This is a genomic window from Mesorhizobium sp. M0166, from assembly GCF_040322255.1.
Classification (GTDB): Bacteria; Pseudomonadota; Alphaproteobacteria; order Rhizobiales; family Rhizobiaceae; genus Mesorhizobium.
Window position 1 is genome coordinate 14359 of the sequence record NZ_JAMYTD010000043.1, and the last position, 19274, is coordinate 33632.

The window sequence follows — 19274 nt, forward strand, 5'->3', positions numbered from 1 at the left end:
TCAGTTCCTCAAGAGTTCGATGGTCACGTCCGCGCTGCCGGGCTTGAGCAACGCCTCGAAGCCCTCCTCAATCCGGCCCAGTCTCACCAGGCCCGCCGAGTAGCGGAAATCTTTCTGGAAGAGGGCCAGGTTGCCCCAGGGCGCGTAGTACGTGACATCGCCTGCCTTGGGCGTGATCCCTTCGGGCGCACCTTCGGTACTCAGCTTCTCGGGCAGACCTGCGATCTTTTCCGTAGACGCGTAATCCTCAAGCGTCAGCGTGAGCGGCAACTGGGCGACGAGGCCACGCGTTGCGGCGCTATCTTCAAGCGTCGCGCTGACAAGCGTTCCGTCGAGCGTGAACTTGATCTTCATGGGACCGCCTTCCTCTTGCGCGGAGGCCGAACCCGCCATTGTCAGCAACCCAGCGGTCAGCACGACGCCCAGAGGTGCTCGCATGCCGCGAATGGTTGGGTGGCCTTGTTTCATGTCGTCGTCCGCTACACGCCAGCTTCTTCGAACACGCGGCGGGCAATGCCCAGCGCGGTGCTCGCAGGCGGCCAGCCCGCGTAAAATGCGAGATGTGTTATGGTCTCGACGATCTCATCGCGCGTCACGCCGTTCTCGAGCGCGCGCTTCAGATGGAACGGCAACTCGTTCTGCCGGTAGTTCGAGATCAAACAGGTGATGGTGACGAGGCTGCGGTCGCGCGGCGAAAGCCCCTCACGCTTCCACACATCGCCGAAAAGGACTTCATCGGTGTATCGCCCCAGCGCGGGTGCGATGTCGCTAAAAGGGTTCTTTGCTGGTGCGGGTGTGTCGGCCATAACTACCTCCTTTCGTTTTTGGCTACTTGCTTGACGCGGCGTACTGCCCGTCGGTGACCTTCTCGAGCCAGTCGACGGCCTTACCGTCCAGGATTTCGTGGACCGCGAGATGGGTCATGGCGACGTCTGGGGCAGCACCGTGCCAGTGCTTCTCGCCCGGCGGAAACCAGACGACATCGCCAGGCCGGATTTCCTCGATGTCCCCGCCCCAGCGTTGCACGCGCCCGAGGCCGCCGGTGACGACCAGGGTTTGGCCGAGCGGATGGGTATGCCAGGCGGTCCGAGCGCCAGGCTCGAACGTTACGCTGGCGCCTTGGACACGTTCCGCGGCGTTGGGGTTGAACATGGGGTCGACACGGACTGTGCCGGTGAACCAGTCTGTCGGACCTTTTCCTGAAGGCCGCGAGCCTGCTCGCATGATGTCCATTTCGCTCTCCTTGGGAGAATTCCCACAATCGAGTTCGTCGAGGCCACGTTTCGCGCAGGGACAATCTAGGCGAACTGCTTACCGTGGATTAGTACGAGTAATCTGCATGTGGCTGTGAACAGGATTCAGCAATGGCGCGGAACAACATCAACGAAATGATCGGATTTCTTGCGGTCGCTCGGGAGCGGAGTTTCACCAAGGCAGCGGCGCAGATGGGGGTTACTCCGTCAGCCCTCAGCCACTCCATCCGTGGCCTAGAGGAGCGCCTCGACATCCGCCTACTGTCGAGAACGACCCGCGACGTCTCTCCGACCGAAGCAGGCGAGCGACTAATGCGGTCGATCGGACCGCACTTCGAGCAGATCGAGGCGGAGATCGAAGCCCTCAGCGAATTGCGTGACAAGCCGGCGGGCAACATCCGCATTGCCTGCAGCGACTATGTGATCGACACGATCTTCCGCCCGATGCTCAATCAGTTCCTGCGGACATATCCCGACATCAGCGTTGAACTTGCCATCGACAATGGCCTCACCAACATCGTGGAGCAGCGGTTTGATGCCGGGGTGCGTTTAGGGGAGGCACTCAGCAAGAACATGATCGCCGTCAGAATTGGGCCCGACTGGCGATTCACCGTGGTCGCGACGCCTGCCTACTTTGAACGACGCTCCAAACCCGAAGTCCCCCAAGACCTCACCAACCACCGCTGCATAAACATGCGCCTCACCACGGCCGGCGGAATCTATGCGTGGGAGTTCAAAAAGGACGGACGGGAACTAAACGTGCGAGTCGAGGGCCAGTTGGTGTTCAATAGCGTGGTGCCGGTGCTGAGGGCCGCGCTGGATGGTCACGGCCTCGCCTACGTGCCCGAGGATCTGACAAAACCCTACCTCGACAGCGGAGAGCTGGTTGAAGTGCTCGCCGACTGGTCGCCCAACTGGCAGGGGTACCACCTCTACTACCCGAGCCGCCGCCAGGCCTCTCCCGCTTTCACCGCCTTCGTAGACGCGCTCAGGTATCGCGGCTAAGCCTTAGCTGCCATCAAGCCCGGAGCCGACGATCTTGTCCGATCTCATCATTGACGCCCATCACCATCTCTGGCGCCTCGCTGATGGCGACTATCGGTGGCTGCAGGGCATGCCGGAACTCGTGCATGACTTCACCGTCGAGGACTATCTGCCGTTGCTCCGCGAGGCGGGCGTGAATCGCTCGATCATCGTTCAGGCGATCGAAGACGAAACAGAAACCGCCGGCATGGTGGCGTTGGCCCGGGGAGCATGAATGGATCGCGGGCGTCATTGGCTGGGTAGACCTCGTAAGACCTGACGCGACGGAGCGTTTGGGCTGGCTGACATCGCAGCCTGAAGTTGTCGGGATGCGAAACTGGGCAATGACGCGCTCTGATCCGCTTTGGTTGGCGAGCGCAGATTTAGATGATGGCTTTGCCGCATTGGCAGCCAGCCGCCTGACCTATGATGCATTGGTCAATTCGAGCAATCTACGAGCGTTGCGCGACCGGCTCGCGAGGACACCTGGACTGCGCGTCTGCATTGATCACTTCGCATACCCCCGCCCGGATTGGCCGCATGGTGGCCGCGAGGAGCAGGACTGGATCGGGCACCTGTCAGCGCTCGCTGCGGAAGGCTGTACCATCAAGCTCTCCGGTTTCGGCCACAAGGTAGACGGCCGGTGGCAACCCCACCTCTTCAGCCGCTATGTCGACATTGTGCTGGACGTGTTCGGCCCTGAGCAAACCATGTGGGCATCGAACTGGCCCACAGTGCTCACAGAGTGCAGTTTTCGCGATTGGTACGACGCCTCTCGCGACTGGACGGCAGGATTGAGTGTAGATGAACATGGGCAGCTCTTCGGCGGAACGGCGCGCAGTTTCTATGGCGTGTGACTAGACGCGCTGCCGTCGCCGAGCCCGCTTAGCTAGCGGAATCGGCCAGTAACTCCTCGAGCCCACCCACAAAGTGGACGTTTGCCGACATCGGCCTGCCCCAAACAAATCTTTGCGGTCCGTTCCGGATGGGCTCTCGGGTCTGAGGACGCTCTCACCACAGCTAGCGTTGGAAGCGCGTTAACACTGCGGTAGCCTCCAATTGCTCCGACTAGACGTCTGCCTCCTGCGCTTTCATCGGTCGCGTCTTCCGCTGACGGACATCCGGGCCAAGAGCAACCTTCGCGCGTCCGGCGAGAGAGGTCTGTCGGCGCTGTTCGAGCCACGCCTCCACCTCTTCCAGATCCCACACCACGCAACGGGGCGTAAGATTGAAGCGGCGTGGGAATTCGCCTCGTTTCTCCATCTCATAGATATTGCTGTCGGCGAGCGGGACTATCAATCTGAGTTCATGCCGCCTGATGGTTCGCGGCAGGCCGGTTAACACCGTTGCGGGACCGGCGTAGTCCACGGGACCGCTGTCCTCATCCTCTTGATATGGCATCATCAGGATGCGCACCCGCCTTGGTTTCTTCGAAGTCATGTCTATCCTCGTTCTGTAGTAGGAAGGAGGACAGGTACCGGGCTCGCGTTGGCGGGGTCGCAAAGAAGCTTTCACGGGGTAGGGCATCGTTCCAAGGGGCGGGCAGGGTGATACAAAGTCTCGAAGAATAGACTTCAGGATCCGAGCTTTCATTATCGTGCCCCGAACCCGCCTCGCAGCGGTCAGGGTCTGTGCCGTGGGCGACCCGGTGGCAGCCGTCCCGAGATCGTGATGAGCGTTGGGTGACGGTACTTTCGGAGGCGGGTTATGCTGCCCGCAGGGCGACGTGAGGGGCATAAATCGTCCGACCGGTCCCGATAGTTGGTGAAAGGTCAGAAATATTTTTGTGGTGATTTTCCCTTTAATATCAATACGTAGCTTTTTAGCGGCCCCTGTGTCGGTTTTTCAGGCCGAAAACAAGAAAAAACCCAGCTAGATCAATCGTCGTAGCCCGAATGCGGTTCTGGGTGCGGCCCTGACGGCCGAGGCGCTCGCGAAACGTTTCGGACTTGATCCGAAAATGATCGGACGTCCCTCGCCCCTGTTTTTACTCCGCCACACTGGCCTGCTTTTGCTCCGCCGTTGACGACAAATGTTTTGCTCATGGGAATTTTCTTGTCAGTTGGATAGTCAATCATGACATTCAACACGCTGCGATCGTTACTGATGGTCATTCACGGTGCCGCATGGTGGCGTTTGAACTTACGGTAGGTTGTCTCGACGAGACCGATCGTCCAGCAGATGGGGCAACCGCGAAAAGCCACCATCGATACGCCAGCCAGGGCCAGCGAATAAAATGGATGTGGCCCAGAGATCGATATCGCGTAACTCAGAGCGCTGATGCCGACAATACCGCGGACCAGATGTTCGACAAGACCATTGCTGGCGAACATTGTCTTGGGCGAGGCGGTAGATGACAGGTTCATGGGTTCACAGAAATTTATCTCTCCAATTCATAGTGGTTCAATCAATCCAAGAGGTATTCACGTAGCAGGGCCCGGCTACGGTGCAGTCGACCCTTGATGCTCTCGCGGGTGAGGTTCAGTGAAGCGGCGACCTCGTCGATCGTCATCTCTTCGATATCGCGCAGTATGATCACCTCGCGGTAGTGTTCGGGCAGGGATTGGATCGCGCGTGAAAGGTCAAGCCGGAGTTCGTCCTGCGACAAACGTGCCAGGCGGTCCTCGTTGGCCGGATTCAGCAACGCGTCGTCCAGATTGTCCGGCTTTCCCATCGCGCGCATTGCCATGCGCAAACATTCGCGGCGTACCACGGCCAGCAGCCAGCCCGATATCGAGCCCAGTGCGCGCAGCGTTCCGACGCGGCGGTACAGTAGCCACAATGTCTCCTGCACCACGTCGTCAACGTCGTCGGAAGCGCTGCAGCTGCGCCGCGCATAGCGCCGAATGTCTCGCTGTGCGAGGTCCAGCAAAGCCAAGATGGCTTGCTTGTCGCCATTGCGCGCGTCGTCAACCAGAGCCAGGTCATACTTCGGCGTGTGCATGCGGCTGTCCTACTTCGCAGTGTCGAGGCAGCGGTTCGCGGCATCCAAGCGGCGGCCCGCCATGGCACACATGGGACAAAAACCGATGAAGCCGGTGAGCAGTGTGCTGGCGCCGACGCCAGCAATCGCATAGCCGATCATAAGCCCACTTAAGCCCAGCAAGCCGCAGGCGATCATAGCCAAACCGGCAACGACACGAACCGCGCGTTCCCATCCAGGTACATTCTTGACATAAAGCACGGTAAACCCTCCAAAGTTGCAAGCGCAACGGCACGCTCGAAAGGTAAGAGGGCTGGGAATGCAGTTTCGGTTCGCGTCGTTCTAAAAATATTTCAACTTAGCTGGAGCCACTTGCAATCAAAACGGGCCGCGAATTGCCGAATGCCAGCTAGTCATTTGCCTGCCGAGCGACATAGTGCAAGAATCCGGCGAATTTACCGTCCACGCCTTGCTCGAAGGCTGGTACAGCCACGTTGCCCCCATGATCACGGAGCAAAATACGCTGCGAGGCAATTCGGCCTTCGAGTCCGTACGACACAGCTCACCGACTATGCTGCCTTCGACAGGTTCAGTCGCGCGGTCGTAGCCATGGTTCGCGCTGGCCCGGAGGCATTGCGCGGAAAAAATTTGCGCTGCTAGATCAATACGTTACCATGACCGGAAATCATAGAGTGGGAGTGAGCTCAAATTCGGTCCGACGAACGTTAGGGTGTCGGTTGTGATCAGGCGGGAACGTACGCCAACCTGATCGCGTCCTCGCCAACCCGGTCGCTGGCCACCAGACGCAGCGGTGGCCGGGGGCCGGCGAAGAATGGCTTACCGCGACCAAGCACGATGGGACGGAAGTAGAGCCGGTACTCATCGATAAGGCCAAGCTCGGTCAGACTACCCGCCAGCTCCGGTCCGGCGACATCGATCTCGCCCTCGTGTTCGGCTTTAAGCGCCCTAACGAACCCTTTGAGATCGTCGTCCACCAGCGTCGCGTTCGGCCCGACCGACTTCAGGGTGCGAGAGACGACCCATTTCGGCTGCGCCCGCCAGGCCGCCGCAAAATCGCGCCCGACCTGGTCCTGTCCCGGCTGATCCTCGTCCCAATAGCGCATTACCTCGTACATGCGCCGGCCGTAGAGGCTGCCGGCGATCCCGCGCACATGGGCGTTGAAGTGGCGATGGAGCGCCTCGCCCGGCATCGGCAGCCCGGGCCCGCCCTCGGCGCCAGCGACATAGCCGTCGAGCGACTGCATCATTCCGAACACGAGCTTCGCCATGCACAGCCTCCTATCGGTCGACGACGATCCGAAGGGATCGCATTCATTCATACGTTGCCCATTACTTCGTCGGTTCGTTGGTTGCACACATTCTCTGACGTGTTCACGTTGGCCGGTAAATCTGCGCCACCGCGCCCCCCGGGAAGGCTTTCGAGCTCACCAGCTTGAGAGACATCGGCGCGGCGAGGTCGGAGAACAGTGGCAGGCCTTTGCCCAGCGCCACGGGGGCCACCAACAGGGCGAGCTGGTCGACCAATCCCTGGGCGACGAGACTGCGGGCGAAGCTCACTCCGCCGTGCGCGATGATCGGCTTGCCCTCCTGGGCTTTCAGCTTCGCGACTTCCTCCGCCAGGTCACCGCTCGCCACATAGGCCTCCGCCCAACTTTCACCACCGGGCTGCAACTTCGCCGGCTGTCCGGTTCCCGCGTTGACGGCGCGCGCCTCATCCAGCGCCGCCGTCGTGTTCCCGTTCTTCAGGAACTCCGGTCCCTGTCGTGAGAAGACGGCTTTGGGGATCTGGTTCATCGGCGCCGCGAACTGGTCGGTGGAGGTTCGGCCACCAGGCGGCCATGTCACGGAAGCTGCGGCTGCCCATGATGTGCAGGCTCGAGTTCCATATGAATTCTACGCCCCAGGCCTTCGCCTCTTGATCGGCGCCGAACATCCATGTGTTTCGGCCATCCAGGTCACTCACGAAGCCGTCGATCGAGATGGACATCTTCAAGATCAGGTCTCTCATCGCTTCTTCCTTGCGCGGGTGAGACCCAAGGACGGGCCAGATCGGTCAGATCCGACAATTCGTTGCGGGATAGTCCTACAATGCTTGCGCGCCGCCGAAGAAGGGATACCGAGCTTGCCTCGCCGGCGAGGGTGTCGTTGATGCCGCGCCAAATTCTGGTTCAGCGCCGTTCGTCAAAGCAGCGCACATGAAGGTTGCGGCTGAGGTCTTTCTGTAACGGCACCAATCAGCTTACTGATTTTCTCGGCCGGGTTCTCCTTTCGTAGCGCCGAGGCGGTTAAGCAGATTGAGCGTGATCCTGCCGACGTCGTTCATGGCGCCTGTAGATGGCAGCGCGCCGCACCAGGCAACCGAGCTTGCCGAAAAGATCAAGCCGCCTGCTGCGAGCTTTCGCAGGGTCATTTCGGCGCAGCGGCGGGCGATGCGTTGGGTATCCCCACCCTCATACCAGCGCGTCGGATCCTGGAAGAAGCTGTCGGGAAATCCGGTCGCACGCGCGATCACGACGGTGTCAGCGGACGTGCCGAGAGCTGGATCCGTCGCATCCACTTCGTAGCCCGCGGCACCGCCCAGCACGATGCCGTCGGTGCCGAAGGTTGCATTTTCAACGCCTTCGAACAGCCATGCGCATCCTGCTTCATGGCTTTCCTCAGTGCGCGTGAAGGGGTGCGCGCCTTCGAAGCCCATCAGTGAGATCGCGCCGCCGATCAGCGAGAATTCGCCTCGGCCGCGGGAGCGGAGATAGCCGCCTGGTTCGTTGGTGATCGACAGCGCCTGTTCGGCGACCGGGCCATCCCAGGTACGGCCTGCCTCCAGCGGCGAGCGCCGCAGCTCCATCAGGTCATCCTTGAAAGCCACAGTGGCAGCGAAGCCGTTTCCGCCGAGATAGGCGAGGCTGCCGCCTTCGGCCACAAACTGCCGCAGTGCCTGCTCCATCTCGATCGACATATATTCGGGGTGACTGCCGGTGACGACGGCCTGATGTCGACGCAGACCGTCTATGCCGCATTCGTGCAAATCGTGATCTGTCATGACGTCAAACACGATTCCATTGTCGTGGCAGAATCGGAGGAAGTGCAGATCGACCGGCAAATTGTGTGGGCAGCCGCAGAGCGGATAATCGTAATCGTCCCTGAGCGTCACTTTCGGCTTTTTGTAGGAGCAGATGGAAACACCGCTGAGGTCGGAATGGTAGTCGTAAAGAGATTTCAGATTGTTGGCGATCGCGAAGCGATGTCCCCGGTCGTCGCCTTTCCATTCATAAAGATGGTCGGGGAGATATTCGTCCGCATAGGCGAGATAGGTGGCCGTCGGCACGAGATACAACAGCGGCGACGAAACCTGTGAAGAGGTGACGAAGAACACCACGCGTTCGTAGCCTCCCTCCCATTCGATCTGGAACGCGTAGACGCCTGGGTGTGCGTTTTCAGGGATCGTCACGCGGTGCGATGCCGGCCACTCAAGCGGGCCGATGTCGTCGTCGTGGCAATGGATAGCGTCGTAGTGCGACGGCACCAAGCGAGGCTCGAAGCTCGATCCGTCCCAGCGTGCCGAAGTCACGCAGAAGGCTGGCTGATTGATCACATCTAGGAGCAGCGGATCTGCTCCGCCCGACGACAGGATCGGCGGCGTTCGCAACAGCGTCGGGAAATCCCAGGCAACAGTCCCCTGTGGGGTGTCGAGCCGGATCGCGGCAAATTTCGCGTTGAGGGTAGGTTCGTGGTGGGTGGCACTTGCGCCGAAATGGATGCCGCGCGCCTGGAGGTTCCGTAGAGGGCCGCCAAAACCTTCATGGAGTTCGTAAGGCGCGAGAAGATCATGGGATTTGATGCGCAGACGCGATTGTTCCTGCCGCAGATCCAACTCGACAGTGAGCCACACACCAGTTGGCGCCTTCCTCTCGACAAAGGTTTCGCCGCCGATTTCCACGACAAGTGCGCCGTCGCGGAGGCGCAGCCCGAGGGCGCCTGCCTCCAAGATTGTGCGCGCACTTTCGTTGCGCGTGAGGAACAGGTCAAAACATATGCCGTGGAGGGCTTGTACTTTGGCCAGTTCGCCGGCTCGCACGAACAGGAACGACCCCTGGTCGAAATGCCGACGCTGTGCTTCACCTATCGTTTCGATGGGCCAGGCGAGAAATTCCGGAGCCGGCTTGTCGAGCCGGCAAATTCGTGCGGCCTTTATCGGCCGATCGCATGACAGGCTGAGGCTGATCCGCTGGCCTGCTTTGGCACTCCAGGGGCTTGTATAGCCAACCACGCTCATCGCGTCGTGGTCTACTGCGCGCTTCATCTATCCCTCCCGATGAACTCCAGATGGGCTGTGGCGAACCACATAGACCGGTCGATGTCGGCCAGTGCGCTGCCGTGCCGACAAGCAAAGTTCCGCATGGCGCACTACAGCCATGATGTACATGCTTGTATAGATAAGCTGCATTCGGATAGTCTCGACGCGATCGGTTCAGGCGCGACATTAGCAAGGAGGATGACATGCGCAACGCATCTCTCTTCGATCTGTCAGGCAGGAAGGCGCTTGTAACCGGCGCAAGCCGCGGCATCGGGCGCAGCATCGCCGAGGCGATCAGCGCGGCTGGCGCCGACGTCGCGGTCACGGCGCGCAGCGTCGCCTCGCTCGAGGAGACGATGGCCGCAATCCGCACTGCCGGCGGGGTCGCGCATGCCATCGCCCTGGACGTCACCGATGTCGGCCGCTGCCGGGCGGCGACAGCCGAGGCCGGCAGCCTGCTCGGAGGTCTCGATATTCTCGTCAACAATGCAGGTACGGAAGAGGTCCGGCCTTCGCTCGATGTCGACGAGGCCTTGTGGGACAGGATTGTCGATACGAATCTCAAAGGCGCCTTCTTCTGCGCCCAAGCCGCCGCGCGGCAGATGAGAGACGCCGGACGGCCCGGCGTCATTATCAATCTCTGCTCGCTGACCTCCGAGGTCGGGGTTCCCACAGCGGTGCCGTACGGCTCGTCGAAATCAGGCCTCCTCGGCATGACGCGGGCGCTTGCGGCGGAGTGGGCCGATCTTGGGATCCGGGTCAACGCCATTGCGCCTGGCTATTTCAGGACAGCGATGACAGACGTGTTCTACAGCAACGAGGCATGGCAGCAATCGATGCTCGCCAAGATTCCCCAGCGCCGCTTTGGTGATCTCTCGGACCTGCACGGAATCGCGGTGTTCCTCGCTTCGGATGCGGCAGCCTACATAACCGGCCAGTCCATTCCCGTGGATGGAGGCTTTCTCGCATCGATTTGAAAGCTTCAGGGGCTGGAGACGTGTCCCAGAAGTGATCGACAAGCGCTAATCGTAATTGCGTTCTAAGAAAAGGAGCCGCCATGTCTGACGTCAGCTTCCACCGCCTGTCATCCCTCGGTGTCGATCAGCGGGCCAGTTTACTGAAACGCGCCGAAGGAGACCTGTCTTCCTTCATCGAAAAGGTCCGTCCAATCATCCAGGCCGTCAAGGATGAAGGTGACGCGGCGCTGCTCCGGTTTGCACGCGAACTCGACAAAGCCGATGTTGCCGACGGTGGACTGAAAGTTTCGGAAGCGGAGTTCGACGCGGCATTCGACAAGGTCGACAAGGATGTCGTGGAGAGTATCCGGTTCGGCATCGAGAATATCCGGCATTTCCACGAGGAGCAGCGCCCGGAAACGATGTGGCTCAAGGAAGTTCGGCCAGGCGCCTATGCGGGCGACCGATACACACCGATCGCTTCGGTCGCGCTTTATGTTCCGCGCGGCAAAGGCGCGTTCCCTTCGGTGACGATGATGACGTCGGTTCCGGCGGTGATTGCCGGGGTTCCCCAGATCGCGATCGTGACGCCTGCGACTTCGGACGGTTCCGTCGACGCGGCAACGCTGGTTGCTGCCCGCCTCGCCGGCGTGGAGACCGTGTACAAGTGCGGCGGCGCCCATGCGGTCGCCGCTGTTGCTTATGGAACCGAGACCGTGAAGCCTGCCGTCAAGATCGTCGGGCCGGGGAGCCCGTGGGTGGTGGCGGCAAAGAGCGTGTTGTCCCCGATCATCAACACAGGTCTCCCCGCCGGTCCGTCCGAAGCGATCATTTTTGCCGATGACAGCGTCGACGGCGGCCTGGCTGCTCTTGACCTGTTGATCGAGGCCGAGCACGGGCCGGATTCCTCGGCCTATCTGGTGACGCACAGCCGCAAGGTCGCCGAAGCCGCGTTGATTGCGATACCGGAACACTGGTCCCGGATGAGCGAACAGCGTGTGGAGTTCTCACGCGCGGTGCTGACTGGAAAGCGCGGCGGCATCGTGCTGACCGAGTCGCTGGAGGACAGCTACCGCTTCATCAACGACTATGCGCCGGAGCACCTCGAGATTCTGTCAACCGAGCCATTTGCGCATCTCGGACGTATCACAGAGGCCGCCGAGATCCTCATGGGACCGCACACGCCGGTGACCCTCGCCAACTTCGTCCTCGGACCCAATGCGGTGCTGCCGACCAGTCGGTGGGCGCGAACCTTTGGGCCGCTTTCCGTGACGGATTTCGTCAAGAGATCGTCGGTCGGCTATGTGACCTCGGCGGCCTATCCGGAACTCGCCCTGCATGCCCGCAGGCTCGCCCGCTACGAAGGGTTCAGCTCGCATGAGAACGCGGTTTCGGAGATCCGCGATCGCTATCTCGCCGGCTGAGCGGAAACGATGACGATGAGGGCGGCGCGACTCCATGGACCCGGCGACCTGCGCGTCGAGGATATCGCCGCGCCGGGCGCTCCCGAGCCAGGCTGGGTGAAGCTGAGGGTCGATGCCGCAGGCATTTGCGGTTCCGATCTCCACAACTTCCGCACTGGCCAATGGATAAGCCGGTCGCCTTCGACGGCTGGCCATGAGCTGACAGGCACGGTGATCGCCATCGGCGAGGGCGTGGACACCGTCGCTCTTGGCGACCGAGTGGTCGCCGATTCCCGTTTCTGGTGTGGAGAGTGCGCGCAATGCCATGCAGGCAGGCGGCATCTCTGCACGTCGCTGGGCTTCGTCGGCGAGATATGCGACGGCGGATTTGCCGAACAGGCGGTCCTGCCCGCGCGCCTCTTGCATACCATCGATGCCGCGCTTGACGAACGGGTCGCGGCGATGGCCGAGCCGCTGGCTGTAGCGTTGCACGCAGTGCGGCGTCTGCCGAAAACGGCCGGCTCCGTTCTTGTCGTCGGCTGCGGGACTATCGGCGGGCTTGCCGCACTGCTGCTTTCCAGGACATTCGCAGGTACCGTGCTCGTCGCCGATCGCAACCCCGGCCGATGCGCCCGCGTGGCACGGGTGACCGGCGCCAGCATCGTCGACTTGAATCGGGACGCCATTGCCGCCGCCACCGCGGATGCCCCCTTGCTCGCTGCCGTCGAAGCGACCGGCAGCGTCGCAGCACTCAGCCAGTTGCTCGGCGTTCTCGATGCCGGCGGCAGCGTTGCGATGGTCGGCATATTCCATGGCCGCCTCGATATCGATCCCAACATCCTGGTTGAACGCGAAATAGCGTTGCTGGGATGCCACGCATTTGCCGATGAGCTTCCCGACGCCATTCGGATGCTCGGCGAATTGACCGAGCCCATGGTCGAACTGATCGACCGCGAGATCGGCCTGGATGATGTCCCCGCAGCCTATGAGCGGCTGTTGGCGGGGCAGGGCGATGGCTTGAAAACAATCATCCGGATGCGGTCTGCCGGGCGCGTGTGATTTCCGAACCTTGCCGGAAAGGATTTTTGAAATGATCACTTTGCCCGACACCGCCAGCCCTCTTTACGAGAAGGTCAAGGACTATATCCTGACGAACATCGGATCGGGGCGATGGAGCAAGGACCGCAAGCTGCCGTCCGAAAATGAATTCGTGGCGACACTCGGCGTGTCTCGGATGACGGTCCATCGTGCCTTGCGGGAGTTGACCTCTGCGGGTTTTCTGATCCGGCTCCAGGGCGTCGGCACATTCATCGCGCCACCTCGACCGCAATCCGCACTGATCGAGATCAACAACATCGCGGCGGAAATTGTCGCGCGGGGAAACAGGCATCGTTCCGAGGTTATCGTGCTCGAAAAGATCACGCCGACAAAGGAGCTCGCGCTTTCGTTCGAGTTCGCAAAGCGCGTGTCGGTCTATCATTCCATCGTCGTCAACTTCGAGAACGACCTGCCTGTGCAACTGGAAGAGCGCTTCGTCAACCCGGGCCTGATACCCGACTATGACAAGCAGGACTTTTCCAGGACAGCGACCTACGACTACCTCATGCAGAAAACCCCGGTGACGGAGGTCGAGCACATCATCTCGGCGACTCCTGCCGATGCCGAGACGGCACGGTATCTGGGCATCGATGTCGGCAGCTGCTGCCTGTTTCTGCATCGCCGGACATGGACGGGCGCCGTCGTTGCCACGATCAGCAAGCTGACTTACGTTGGCAGCCGCTACTCGCTTGGCAGTCGATATTCTCCATCCAAAAAAACCTGATCGCAGTGAAGCGAATCAGAGTCGCAAGGAGGGGTCTAACTTGTATATGCATGTATGTATTTAGCCTTGACATCCGCTGTTGCTGACGTTGAAGTGTCGTCGCACTTTCGTTGAACGGACAGCTAAGATGCCGAGGCACGGTGCCGCAAGAGCAGAAGCCCGCATTCTCACCAGGCCGGATGTTTGGTTCAAAAAGCGGCCTGATCATCAAGGGGAACAAGATGATACGTAACCTAGCAGGACAATTTCGGGCACTCGTCATGGCTGCTGCCGTCGGGTTTGCCCCGGCCGCCTACGCGGCCGACGCGACAATTCCGGCGACGCCTGAGGCAGGAACATTCAAGATCGGCATCGAGCCATGGCTTGGCTACGGCCAGTGGCACGTCGCCGAAGCCAAGGGCCTGTTCAAGGCAAGCGGGCTGTCCGACGTACAGATCGTGAACTTCGCCGAGGACAAGGACATCAACGCCGCCCTGGCCAGCGGCCAGCTCGATGCCGCCAACATCGCGACCCACACGGCTATGGGCATGGTTGCGGCCGGCCTGCCGGTGAAGATCGTACTTCTGCTCGACGTCAGCATGACGGCAGACGCCATGATCGCCGGCAAGGACGTCGCCTCCGTCGCCGACCTCAAGGGCAAACAGGTCGCTTTCGAGGAAGGCACGACGAGCGACATCCTGCTCAAATACGCGCTCGCCAAGAACGGCATGTCCATCGCCGATGTCCAGCCGGTTCCAATGCCGGCGGCGGATGCCGGCAGTGCGTTGATCGCCGGCCAGGTCCCGGTCGCGGTGACCTATGAGCCCTATCTCACCGCGGCCAGGGCACAGAACAAGGACGTCAAGCTGCTCTTCACCGCAGGCGAAGATCCCGGCCTGATCAGCGACGTGTTCGTGGTGCGCGATGAGGTGATCAAGTCGCGTCCCGGCCAGGTGCTTGCCATGATCAAGACCTGGGATGCGGCCCTGAAGGCATACAATGCCGACACGCCCGACGGCCGGGCGATCATCTCCAAGGCGGTCGGTTCGAGCGTCGAAGACCTCAACACCGCCTTTGATGGCGTGCGTTACTATACTCTCGCCGAAAACAAGGATGCGCTGACGGGCGAGTTTTCCACCAAGACATTCGCCGATGTCGAGGCAGCCGCCAAGAACGCCGGGCTGCTTCAGGCGGACGTGACGCCGGAGCAGATGATCGACCCGTCATTCGTCAAGGCCGCGAAATGACGAGGGCCGGCTCGCGGTGGTGACGCAAATGTCCGAGCAGCGTGCGACCAAGCCAAGCCCGTCTCACGCAGCGCCGGGGCCGGTGATCAAACAGCCGATGCGCCGTCGCCGATCCTCCGGGATCGGCGCGCCCATCGCACGCTCGCGCTTCCTGATGATAGCGGTGGCCGTCTTTGCCGGCCTCGGCCTCGCCTGGTGGGCGGCAACGGGGCTGGGGCTGGTAAAGCCGATTTTCCTGCCCTCGCCGGGAAGCGTGGTGACCCAGCTCGGCAAGCTCTCAGGTGACGGCACGCTGTGGCTGGATCTCAGGACCTCGATATACCGTATTTCTGTTGGCTTCCTCATCGCCTCGGCATTGGCGATTCCGATTGGCGTGCTGATCGGCAGCTTCAGGACCTGGGAAGCGGCGATCGAGCCGCTTGTGGATTTCATCCGCTACATGCCGGTGGTCGCTTTCGTGCCCCTCTCCATCCTGTGGTCGGGGACCGGCGATGCCCAGAAGTTCCTCATCATCTTCATCGGCACCTTCTTCCAGCAGGTGCTGATGATCATGGACAATGTAAAACGGGTTCCCGCTGATTTCATCGGCCTTGGCAGGACGCTCGGCCTGCCGGATCGCAAGATCCTGACGCGCATCGTGGTTCCCAGCGCCTTGCCAGGCATCTGGGACACGTTGCGCATCAGTCTCGGCTGGGCATGGACCTGGCTGGTGTTGGCGGAACTTGTCGCGGCGACATCAGGCCTCGGCTACCGCATCACCGTGTCCCAGCGTTATTTCCAGACAAACACCATCATCGGCTACATCCTGCTGCTGGGCGTGCTTGGCCTCATCACCGACCAGGTCATGAAGGCACTGGGAAAAGTGCTGTTCCGGCAGGAGGGCCACGTGGAATGAGGCCGGGCCGATGAGTTTGCCCAAACTGCGGATCGGGGGTCTCCACAAGAGCTTCGGCACGGGCGCGCGGCGCACGGAAGTGCTGCGCGATATCAATCTCGATCTTGCCGACAACGAGTTCGTCTCGCTGGTGGGCACGTCGGGCTGCGGCAAGAGCACGCTGCTGTCGATCGTTGCCGGACTGCAGGATTTCGACGCGGGAGATCTTGCCATCGATGGTGCGCCGATCCTGCAGCCGGGCCTCGACCGCGGCGTCGTCTTCCAGTCCTACACCCTGCTTCCCTGGCTGACGGCGCAGCAGAATATCGAGTTCGCGCTCAAGGCCGCGGGTCATGATCGCGCGACCTGCCGCAGGATAGCGCGCGAGCATCTCGATTTGGTCAAGCTCCCGCACAGCGCCAATCGCTATCCGTCTGAGCTTTCTGGCGGCATGAAGCAACGGGTGGCCATAGCGCGTGCTCTTTCCTATCGACCCAAAATGCTTCTGATGGACGAGCCCTTTGGCGCGCTCGATGCCTTGACCAGGCATCAGATGCAGGAACTCCTGACGCAGATCTGGGAGGAGCACAGGCTCACCGTGCTCTTCGTCACCCATGATGTGGAAGAAGCCGTCTACCTGTCGGACCGCATCGTCGTGATGGGGATCGGGCCGGGACGCATCATGCAGACCTTCAATGTCGACATTGAGCGCCCGCGCCGGGAAGAGGTCATGGAAACCCCAGCCTTCATGGATTTGCAGCGCAGCGTGCACAAGGCGATCCGCGAGGCCTCAAAACGTCCCGAAATGGTTTAGGCGGGCCACTCAACTACTTACAATCGGCGACCAGCGTTGCGCCCAATCCCGATATCGCGCCATCGCGATCCCCGACCAGAGGAGCGGCCGTCGGCGTCTTTCTCCTCAACTTCGAAAAAAATTTGCAGGACAATGTCGATTTCCTAAACTCCGTTCGTCGTTTCGATGCCGGCCGGTGAGGCCGGCTCAACAAGGAGACAGACAATGCGTGTGATGGTGCTCGTGAAGGCTACCGAGGACAGCGAAAAGGGCTTTGTCCCCACGCCCGAGGCGAAGAAGGCGATGGAGGCGATGGGCAGGTTTAACGACGAGCTGCGCAATGCCGGTATCTTGCTCGACGCTGACGGCCTCAAGCCCTCCTCGCAGGGCAAGCGCGTTGCGTTCGATGGTCCACGCCGGACGGTCATCGACGGACCTTTCGCCGAGACCCGCGAACTGGTCGCCGGCTTTTGGCTCTGGGAAGTCAAGGACATGGACGAGGCGGTCGCCTGGGTGAAGCGCTGCCCCAATCCCATGCCGGGACCGAGCGAGATTGAGATCCGGCCGTTGTACGAGATGGCTGATTGGCAATGGGAATCTGACGCCGGAGGTCACGGAAATCCATGACCGGACGCGCGAGAAGCTCAGCGCCAACTGAACCTGTCGGCCGCAACCTGTTTTGCCTTCGTTATGGCTTTGGCCGATAAGGCAGCATGACGGCAGGCGAGACGCAGCAGGCGATCGAGGCGATTTTTCGCATTGAACGGGCCCGGCTCATCGCAGGCCTGGCTCGCCTCGTGCGTAATGTCGATCTTGCAGAGGAACTGGTGCAGGACGCCCTCGTCATAGCCCTGTCCGAATGGTCCAGGACCGGCGTTCCGGCCAATCCCGGCGCTTGGCTGATGACAGTCGCCAAACACCGCGCCATCGACGCGATCCGTCGCGACAAGATGCGCGAGCGCAAGCATGAGGAGATCGCGCGGGAGCTGGACGGCGAGTGCGGCGGTACGGCCGAGGGAAACGAAATGGCCACGAACGACGATCTTGGCGACGAGCTGCTGGGCCTCATCTTCACAGCCTGCCACCCCATACTTTCCGCCGACGCCCGCGCGGCGCTCACGTTGCGCGTCATCGGCGGCCTGACGACGGACGAGATCGCCCGTGCTTTCCTGTCGAGCGAGGTGACGATCGCCCAGCGCATCGTCCGCGCGAAGAGGACGATCGGAAAGGCCGGGCTCAGCTTCGAGGTGCCGCGCGGCGCCGAGCGTGCGGCGCGTCTGTCCTCGGTGCTGGAGGTCATCTATCTCATCTTCAACGAAGGCTATGCTGCCACGGCAGGCGACGACCTTGTCCGGCCGGGCCTGTGCCTGGAGGCACAACGGCTGGGCCGCATGCTGGCGGGGCTGATGGCCGAGGATGCCGAGGTGTTCGGCCTGCTGGCTCTCATGGAAATCCAGGCATCGCGCCTGCCGGCACGCATCGGGCCGGACGGCGCCCTCTTGACCCTGACCGAGCAAAACCGCGCGCGCTGGGACCAGCTACTGATCCGCCGGGGCCTTGACGCGCTGGCACGTGCCGAAGCCCTCGGGGGCGATGGCCCCTATGTGTTGCAGGCCGCGCTTGCAGCCTGTCACGCGCGGGCGCGCAGTTCGGGCGATACCGATTGGCCCCGCATCGCAGCGCTCTATGACCGGCTGCGTGCAGTGATGCCCTCGCCGGTGGTCGATCTCAATCGGGCGATCGCCCACAGCATGGCTTTCGGGCCCGAAGCGGGCCTGCGGCTGGTAGACGAGATTGCCGACGCCGCCGCCTTGCGCAATTATGCGCCATTGCCGGCGGCGAGGGGCGATTTTCTGTTTCGGGCCGGCCGGCTGGCCGAGGCCCGCGCCGAATTCGAGGCTGCGGCCAAGCTCACCCGCAACGTACGCGAAGCGGCCTTTCTCCTCGCCCGCGCAGACGCTTGTGGTTGACAGCATCGCTCTCCGTGCTGGACGCGCCGCCCGGCAACATCGAAAGCCGCCAGTTCGCTCCCGGCCAGCCCCCTTCAATGAGCGTGATCAGCTCGCAACGCGAAAGGGATTAACGATGCGCAAGCCTTCGTCGAGCGCCATTCCGTGCTGCATGTCCTCCGACCAAAGTGTGTCGCAGCCAGCGTGAACCGCCGCGGAGGCGATCATCGCGTCATAGGTGGAAAGGCCGTACCGCTCGGCGAGCCTCAATCCTGTTTCGTGCGTCTCGAGCGTGAGCGGATGAACCGTCAACAGGCCGCGCAGCATGGTCAGCAGCGCATGTGTGTCGTCCCATGACATTTGCATCTTCCGACGCGCGACATTGGTGAGTTCGTTGAGAACCTGCACGCTGATCGCCCCGCCAGTAGCGATGACCGCCTCGGCCCGATCCGCCTTCGCCGTATCGTCTGACGCGATGTAAAGAAGGACATTGGTATCGAAAAAACTAACGGGCATTTGCCTCGTCTCGATCGAATTTGAAGTCAGCGGGAAGCCGACCGCGGAAGGCGCGGAGACGCTTCAGCAACTCTTCGCGCCCGGGCTTTCGCGCGACGCCAAGCTGGCGGGCGTCAGCGACATGGATTTCGATCTCATCGCCTTCCCTGAGTTCAAGCGCTTCGACCACAGCGTCGGGAAGGCGGACCGCAAGACTGTTTCCCCATTTGGCGACCTGCATG

Annotated in this window: 25 protein-coding genes; 12 read left to right on the forward strand and 13 right to left on the reverse strand. The window is 61.5% G+C overall.

Annotated elements, in window-relative coordinates; genetic code table 11:
- The 3 genes from NKJ46_RS28925 to NKJ46_RS28935 are packed head-to-tail and all read right to left on the reverse strand — an operon-like array spanning window position 1 to window position 1233.
- A complete protein-coding gene (locus NKJ46_RS28925) occupies window positions 1-468 on the reverse strand; it encodes a cyclophilin-like fold protein (RefSeq protein WP_352669730.1) in 468 nt (155 codons plus the stop codon).
- Window positions 469-479: 11 nt separating this feature from the next.
- Window positions 480-806: a carboxymuconolactone decarboxylase family protein gene (locus tag NKJ46_RS28930; RefSeq protein ID WP_352669732.1), complete on the reverse strand. Its 327-nt coding sequence runs from the start codon at window positions 804-806 to the stop codon at window positions 480-482.
- Window positions 807-828: 22 nt separating this feature from the next.
- Window positions 829-1233 (reverse strand): (R)-mandelonitrile lyase, encoded by a 405-nt coding sequence (locus NKJ46_RS28935; protein WP_352669735.1) that lies wholly within the window; start codon window positions 1231-1233, stop codon window positions 829-831.
- A 131-nt stretch (window positions 1234-1364) separates the two neighbouring features.
- Between NKJ46_RS28935 and NKJ46_RS28940 the strand changes: the two genes are divergently transcribed.
- The 3 genes from NKJ46_RS28940 to NKJ46_RS28950 are packed head-to-tail and all read left to right on the forward strand — an operon-like array spanning window position 1365 to window position 3133.
- Window positions 1365-2258: a LysR family transcriptional regulator gene (locus NKJ46_RS28940; RefSeq protein WP_352669738.1), complete on the forward strand. Its 894-nt coding sequence runs from the start codon at window positions 1365-1367 to the stop codon at window positions 2256-2258.
- A 34-nt stretch (window positions 2259-2292) separates the two neighbouring features.
- Entirely contained in the window at window positions 2293-2511 is a 219-nt protein-coding gene (locus NKJ46_RS28945) for an amidohydrolase family protein (RefSeq protein ID WP_352669741.1), read from the forward strand.
- 16 nt (window positions 2512-2527) lie between these two features.
- Entirely contained in the window at window positions 2528-3133 is a 606-nt protein-coding gene (locus NKJ46_RS28950; protein ID WP_352669844.1) for an amidohydrolase family protein, read from the forward strand.
- Between the two features lie 211 nt (window positions 3134-3344).
- Here NKJ46_RS28950 and NKJ46_RS28955 read toward each other — a convergent pair whose 3' ends face one another.
- From NKJ46_RS28955 to NKJ46_RS28990, 8 genes are all read right to left on the reverse strand, one after another.
- Window positions 3345-3716, reverse strand: coding sequence for a helix-turn-helix transcriptional regulator (locus NKJ46_RS28955; RefSeq protein WP_352669744.1), 372 nt, complete (start codon window positions 3714-3716; stop codon window positions 3345-3347).
- Between the two features lie 674 nt (window positions 3717-4390).
- Window positions 4391-4642, reverse strand: coding sequence for a hypothetical protein (locus NKJ46_RS28960; RefSeq protein WP_352669747.1), 252 nt, complete (start codon window positions 4640-4642; stop codon window positions 4391-4393).
- 41 nt (window positions 4643-4683) lie between these two features.
- Window positions 4684-5220: an RNA polymerase sigma factor gene (locus tag NKJ46_RS28965; protein ID WP_352669750.1), complete on the reverse strand. Its 537-nt coding sequence runs from the start codon at window positions 5218-5220 to the stop codon at window positions 4684-4686.
- Between the two features lie 9 nt (window positions 5221-5229).
- Window positions 5230-5460, reverse strand: a complete 231-nt coding sequence (locus tag NKJ46_RS28970) for a YgaP family membrane protein (RefSeq protein WP_352669753.1) — start codon at window positions 5458-5460, stop codon at window positions 5230-5232.
- A gap of 482 nt (window positions 5461-5942) precedes the next feature.
- Window positions 5943-6488 carry a dihydrofolate reductase family protein gene (locus tag NKJ46_RS28975; protein WP_352669756.1) on the reverse strand — a complete coding sequence of 182 codons (546 nt, stop codon included), beginning with the start codon at window positions 6486-6488 and terminating at the stop codon, window positions 5943-5945.
- 103 nt (window positions 6489-6591) lie between these two features.
- Entirely contained in the window at window positions 6592-7014 is a 423-nt protein-coding gene (locus tag NKJ46_RS28980; RefSeq protein ID WP_352669759.1) for a dihydrofolate reductase family protein, read from the reverse strand.
- The gene (locus tag NKJ46_RS28985; protein ID WP_352669761.1) at window positions 6932-7228 is read right to left on the reverse strand and encodes a dihydrofolate reductase family protein; all 297 of its coding nucleotides are present in this window, start codon (window positions 7226-7228) and stop codon (window positions 6932-6934) included. The genes NKJ46_RS28980 and NKJ46_RS28985 overlap by 83 nt, the downstream gene beginning before the upstream one ends.
- A gap of 231 nt (window positions 7229-7459) precedes the next feature.
- Entirely contained in the window at window positions 7460-9295 is a 1836-nt protein-coding gene (locus NKJ46_RS28990; protein ID WP_352669764.1) for a N,N-dimethylformamidase beta subunit family domain-containing protein, read from the reverse strand.
- A 422-nt stretch (window positions 9296-9717) separates the two neighbouring features.
- Between NKJ46_RS28990 and NKJ46_RS28995 the strand changes: the two genes are divergently transcribed.
- The 9 genes from NKJ46_RS28995 to NKJ46_RS29035 all read left to right on the forward strand — a co-directional run bounded on the left by NKJ46_RS28995 (window position 9718) and on the right by NKJ46_RS29035 (window position 18558).
- Window positions 9718-10491, forward strand: coding sequence for an SDR family NAD(P)-dependent oxidoreductase (locus tag NKJ46_RS28995; protein WP_352669765.1), 774 nt, complete (start codon window positions 9718-9720; stop codon window positions 10489-10491).
- An 80-nt stretch (window positions 10492-10571) separates the two neighbouring features.
- Window positions 10572-11894: a histidinol dehydrogenase gene (hisD, locus tag NKJ46_RS29000; protein ID WP_352669768.1), complete on the forward strand. Its 1323-nt coding sequence runs from the start codon at window positions 10572-10574 to the stop codon at window positions 11892-11894.
- 15 nt (window positions 11895-11909) lie between these two features.
- Window positions 11910-12932, forward strand: coding sequence for a zinc-dependent alcohol dehydrogenase (locus NKJ46_RS29005; RefSeq protein ID WP_352669770.1), 1023 nt, complete (start codon window positions 11910-11912; stop codon window positions 12930-12932).
- Between the two features lie 31 nt (window positions 12933-12963).
- Complete coding sequence (gene hutC, locus NKJ46_RS29010) at window positions 12964-13695, forward strand: histidine utilization transcriptional repressor HutC (protein ID WP_352669772.1); 732 nt, start codon at window positions 12964-12966, stop codon at window positions 13693-13695.
- A gap of 221 nt (window positions 13696-13916) precedes the next feature.
- Complete coding sequence (locus NKJ46_RS29015; protein WP_502903471.1) at window positions 13917-14921, forward strand: ABC transporter substrate-binding protein; 1005 nt, start codon at window positions 13917-13919, stop codon at window positions 14919-14921.
- 97 nt (window positions 14922-15018) lie between these two features.
- On the forward strand, window positions 15019-15816 hold the full coding sequence (locus tag NKJ46_RS29020) for an ABC transporter permease (protein WP_352669847.1): 798 nt from the start codon (window positions 15019-15021) through the stop codon (window positions 15814-15816).
- Between the two features lie 10 nt (window positions 15817-15826).
- Complete coding sequence (locus tag NKJ46_RS29025) at window positions 15827-16609, forward strand: ABC transporter ATP-binding protein (protein WP_352669777.1); 783 nt, start codon at window positions 15827-15829, stop codon at window positions 16607-16609.
- A 204-nt stretch (window positions 16610-16813) separates the two neighbouring features.
- Window positions 16814-17215, forward strand: a complete 402-nt coding sequence (locus NKJ46_RS29030) for a YciI family protein (protein WP_352669780.1) — start codon at window positions 16814-16816, stop codon at window positions 17213-17215.
- A gap of 86 nt (window positions 17216-17301) precedes the next feature.
- On the forward strand, window positions 17302-18558 hold the full coding sequence (locus tag NKJ46_RS29035; RefSeq protein ID WP_352669783.1) for an RNA polymerase sigma factor: 1257 nt from the start codon (window positions 17302-17304) through the stop codon (window positions 18556-18558).
- Window positions 18559-18645: 87 nt separating this feature from the next.
- Here the strand turns inward: NKJ46_RS29035 and NKJ46_RS29040 are convergent, their stop codons facing one another.
- Window positions 18646-19053, reverse strand: a complete 408-nt coding sequence (locus NKJ46_RS29040; protein WP_352669785.1) for a PIN domain-containing protein — start codon at window positions 19051-19053, stop codon at window positions 18646-18648.
- A complete protein-coding gene (locus tag NKJ46_RS29045) occupies window positions 19043-19273 on the reverse strand; it encodes an AbrB/MazE/SpoVT family DNA-binding domain-containing protein (protein WP_352669787.1) in 231 nt (76 codons plus the stop codon). The genes NKJ46_RS29040 and NKJ46_RS29045 overlap by 11 nt, the downstream gene beginning before the upstream one ends.
- Between the last annotated feature and the right edge of the window lies 1 nt (window position 19274).

Coding starts and splice junctions, on each gene's coding strand:
- NKJ46_RS28925 (WP_352669730.1), bottom strand. CDS start 468: ATGAAACAAGGCCACCCAACCATTCGCGGCATGCGAGCACCTCTGGGC.
- NKJ46_RS28930 (WP_352669732.1), bottom strand. CDS start 806: ATGGCCGACACACCCGCACCAGCAAAGAACCCTTTTAGCGACATCGCA.
- NKJ46_RS28935 (WP_352669735.1), bottom strand. CDS start 1,233: ATGGACATCATGCGAGCAGGCTCGCGGCCTTCAGGAAAAGGTCCGACA.
- NKJ46_RS28940 (WP_352669738.1), top strand. CDS start 1,365: ATGGCGCGGAACAACATCAACGAAATGATCGGATTTCTTGCGGTCGCT.
- NKJ46_RS28955 (WP_352669744.1), bottom strand. CDS start 3,716: ATGACTTCGAAGAAACCAAGGCGGGTGCGCATCCTGATGATGCCATAT.
- NKJ46_RS28960 (WP_352669747.1), bottom strand. CDS start 4,642: ATGAACCTGTCATCTACCGCCTCGCCCAAGACAATGTTCGCCAGCAAT.
- NKJ46_RS28965 (WP_352669750.1), bottom strand. CDS start 5,220: ATGCACACGCCGAAGTATGACCTGGCTCTGGTTGACGACGCGCGCAAT.
- NKJ46_RS28975 (WP_352669756.1), bottom strand. CDS start 6,488: ATGGCGAAGCTCGTGTTCGGAATGATGCAGTCGCTCGACGGCTATGTC.
- NKJ46_RS28980 (WP_352669759.1), bottom strand. CDS start 7,014: ATGAACCAGATCCCCAAAGCCGTCTTCTCACGACAGGGACCGGAGTTC.
- NKJ46_RS28985 (WP_352669761.1), bottom strand. CDS start 7,228: ATGAGAGACCTGATCTTGAAGATGTCCATCTCGATCGACGGCTTCGTG.
- NKJ46_RS28995 (WP_352669765.1), top strand. CDS start 9,718: ATGCGCAACGCATCTCTCTTCGATCTGTCAGGCAGGAAGGCGCTTGTA.
- hisD (WP_352669768.1), top strand. CDS start 10,572: ATGTCTGACGTCAGCTTCCACCGCCTGTCATCCCTCGGTGTCGATCAG.
- NKJ46_RS29005 (WP_352669770.1), top strand. CDS start 11,910: ATGAGGGCGGCGCGACTCCATGGACCCGGCGACCTGCGCGTCGAGGAT.
- hutC (WP_352669772.1), top strand. CDS start 12,964: ATGATCACTTTGCCCGACACCGCCAGCCCTCTTTACGAGAAGGTCAAG.
- NKJ46_RS29015 (WP_502903471.1), top strand. CDS start 13,917: ATGATACGTAACCTAGCAGGACAATTTCGGGCACTCGTCATGGCTGCT.
- NKJ46_RS29020 (WP_352669847.1), top strand. CDS start 15,019: ATGCGCCGTCGCCGATCCTCCGGGATCGGCGCGCCCATCGCACGCTCG.
- NKJ46_RS29025 (WP_352669777.1), top strand. CDS start 15,827: ATGAGTTTGCCCAAACTGCGGATCGGGGGTCTCCACAAGAGCTTCGGC.
- NKJ46_RS29030 (WP_352669780.1), top strand. CDS start 16,814: ATGCGTGTGATGGTGCTCGTGAAGGCTACCGAGGACAGCGAAAAGGGC.
- NKJ46_RS29035 (WP_352669783.1), top strand. CDS start 17,302: ATGACGGCAGGCGAGACGCAGCAGGCGATCGAGGCGATTTTTCGCATT.
- NKJ46_RS29040 (WP_352669785.1), bottom strand. CDS start 19,053: ATGCCCGTTAGTTTTTTCGATACCAATGTCCTTCTTTACATCGCGTCA.
- NKJ46_RS29045 (WP_352669787.1), bottom strand. CDS start 19,273: ATGCAGGTCGCCAAATGGGGAAACAGTCTTGCGGTCCGCCTTCCCGAC.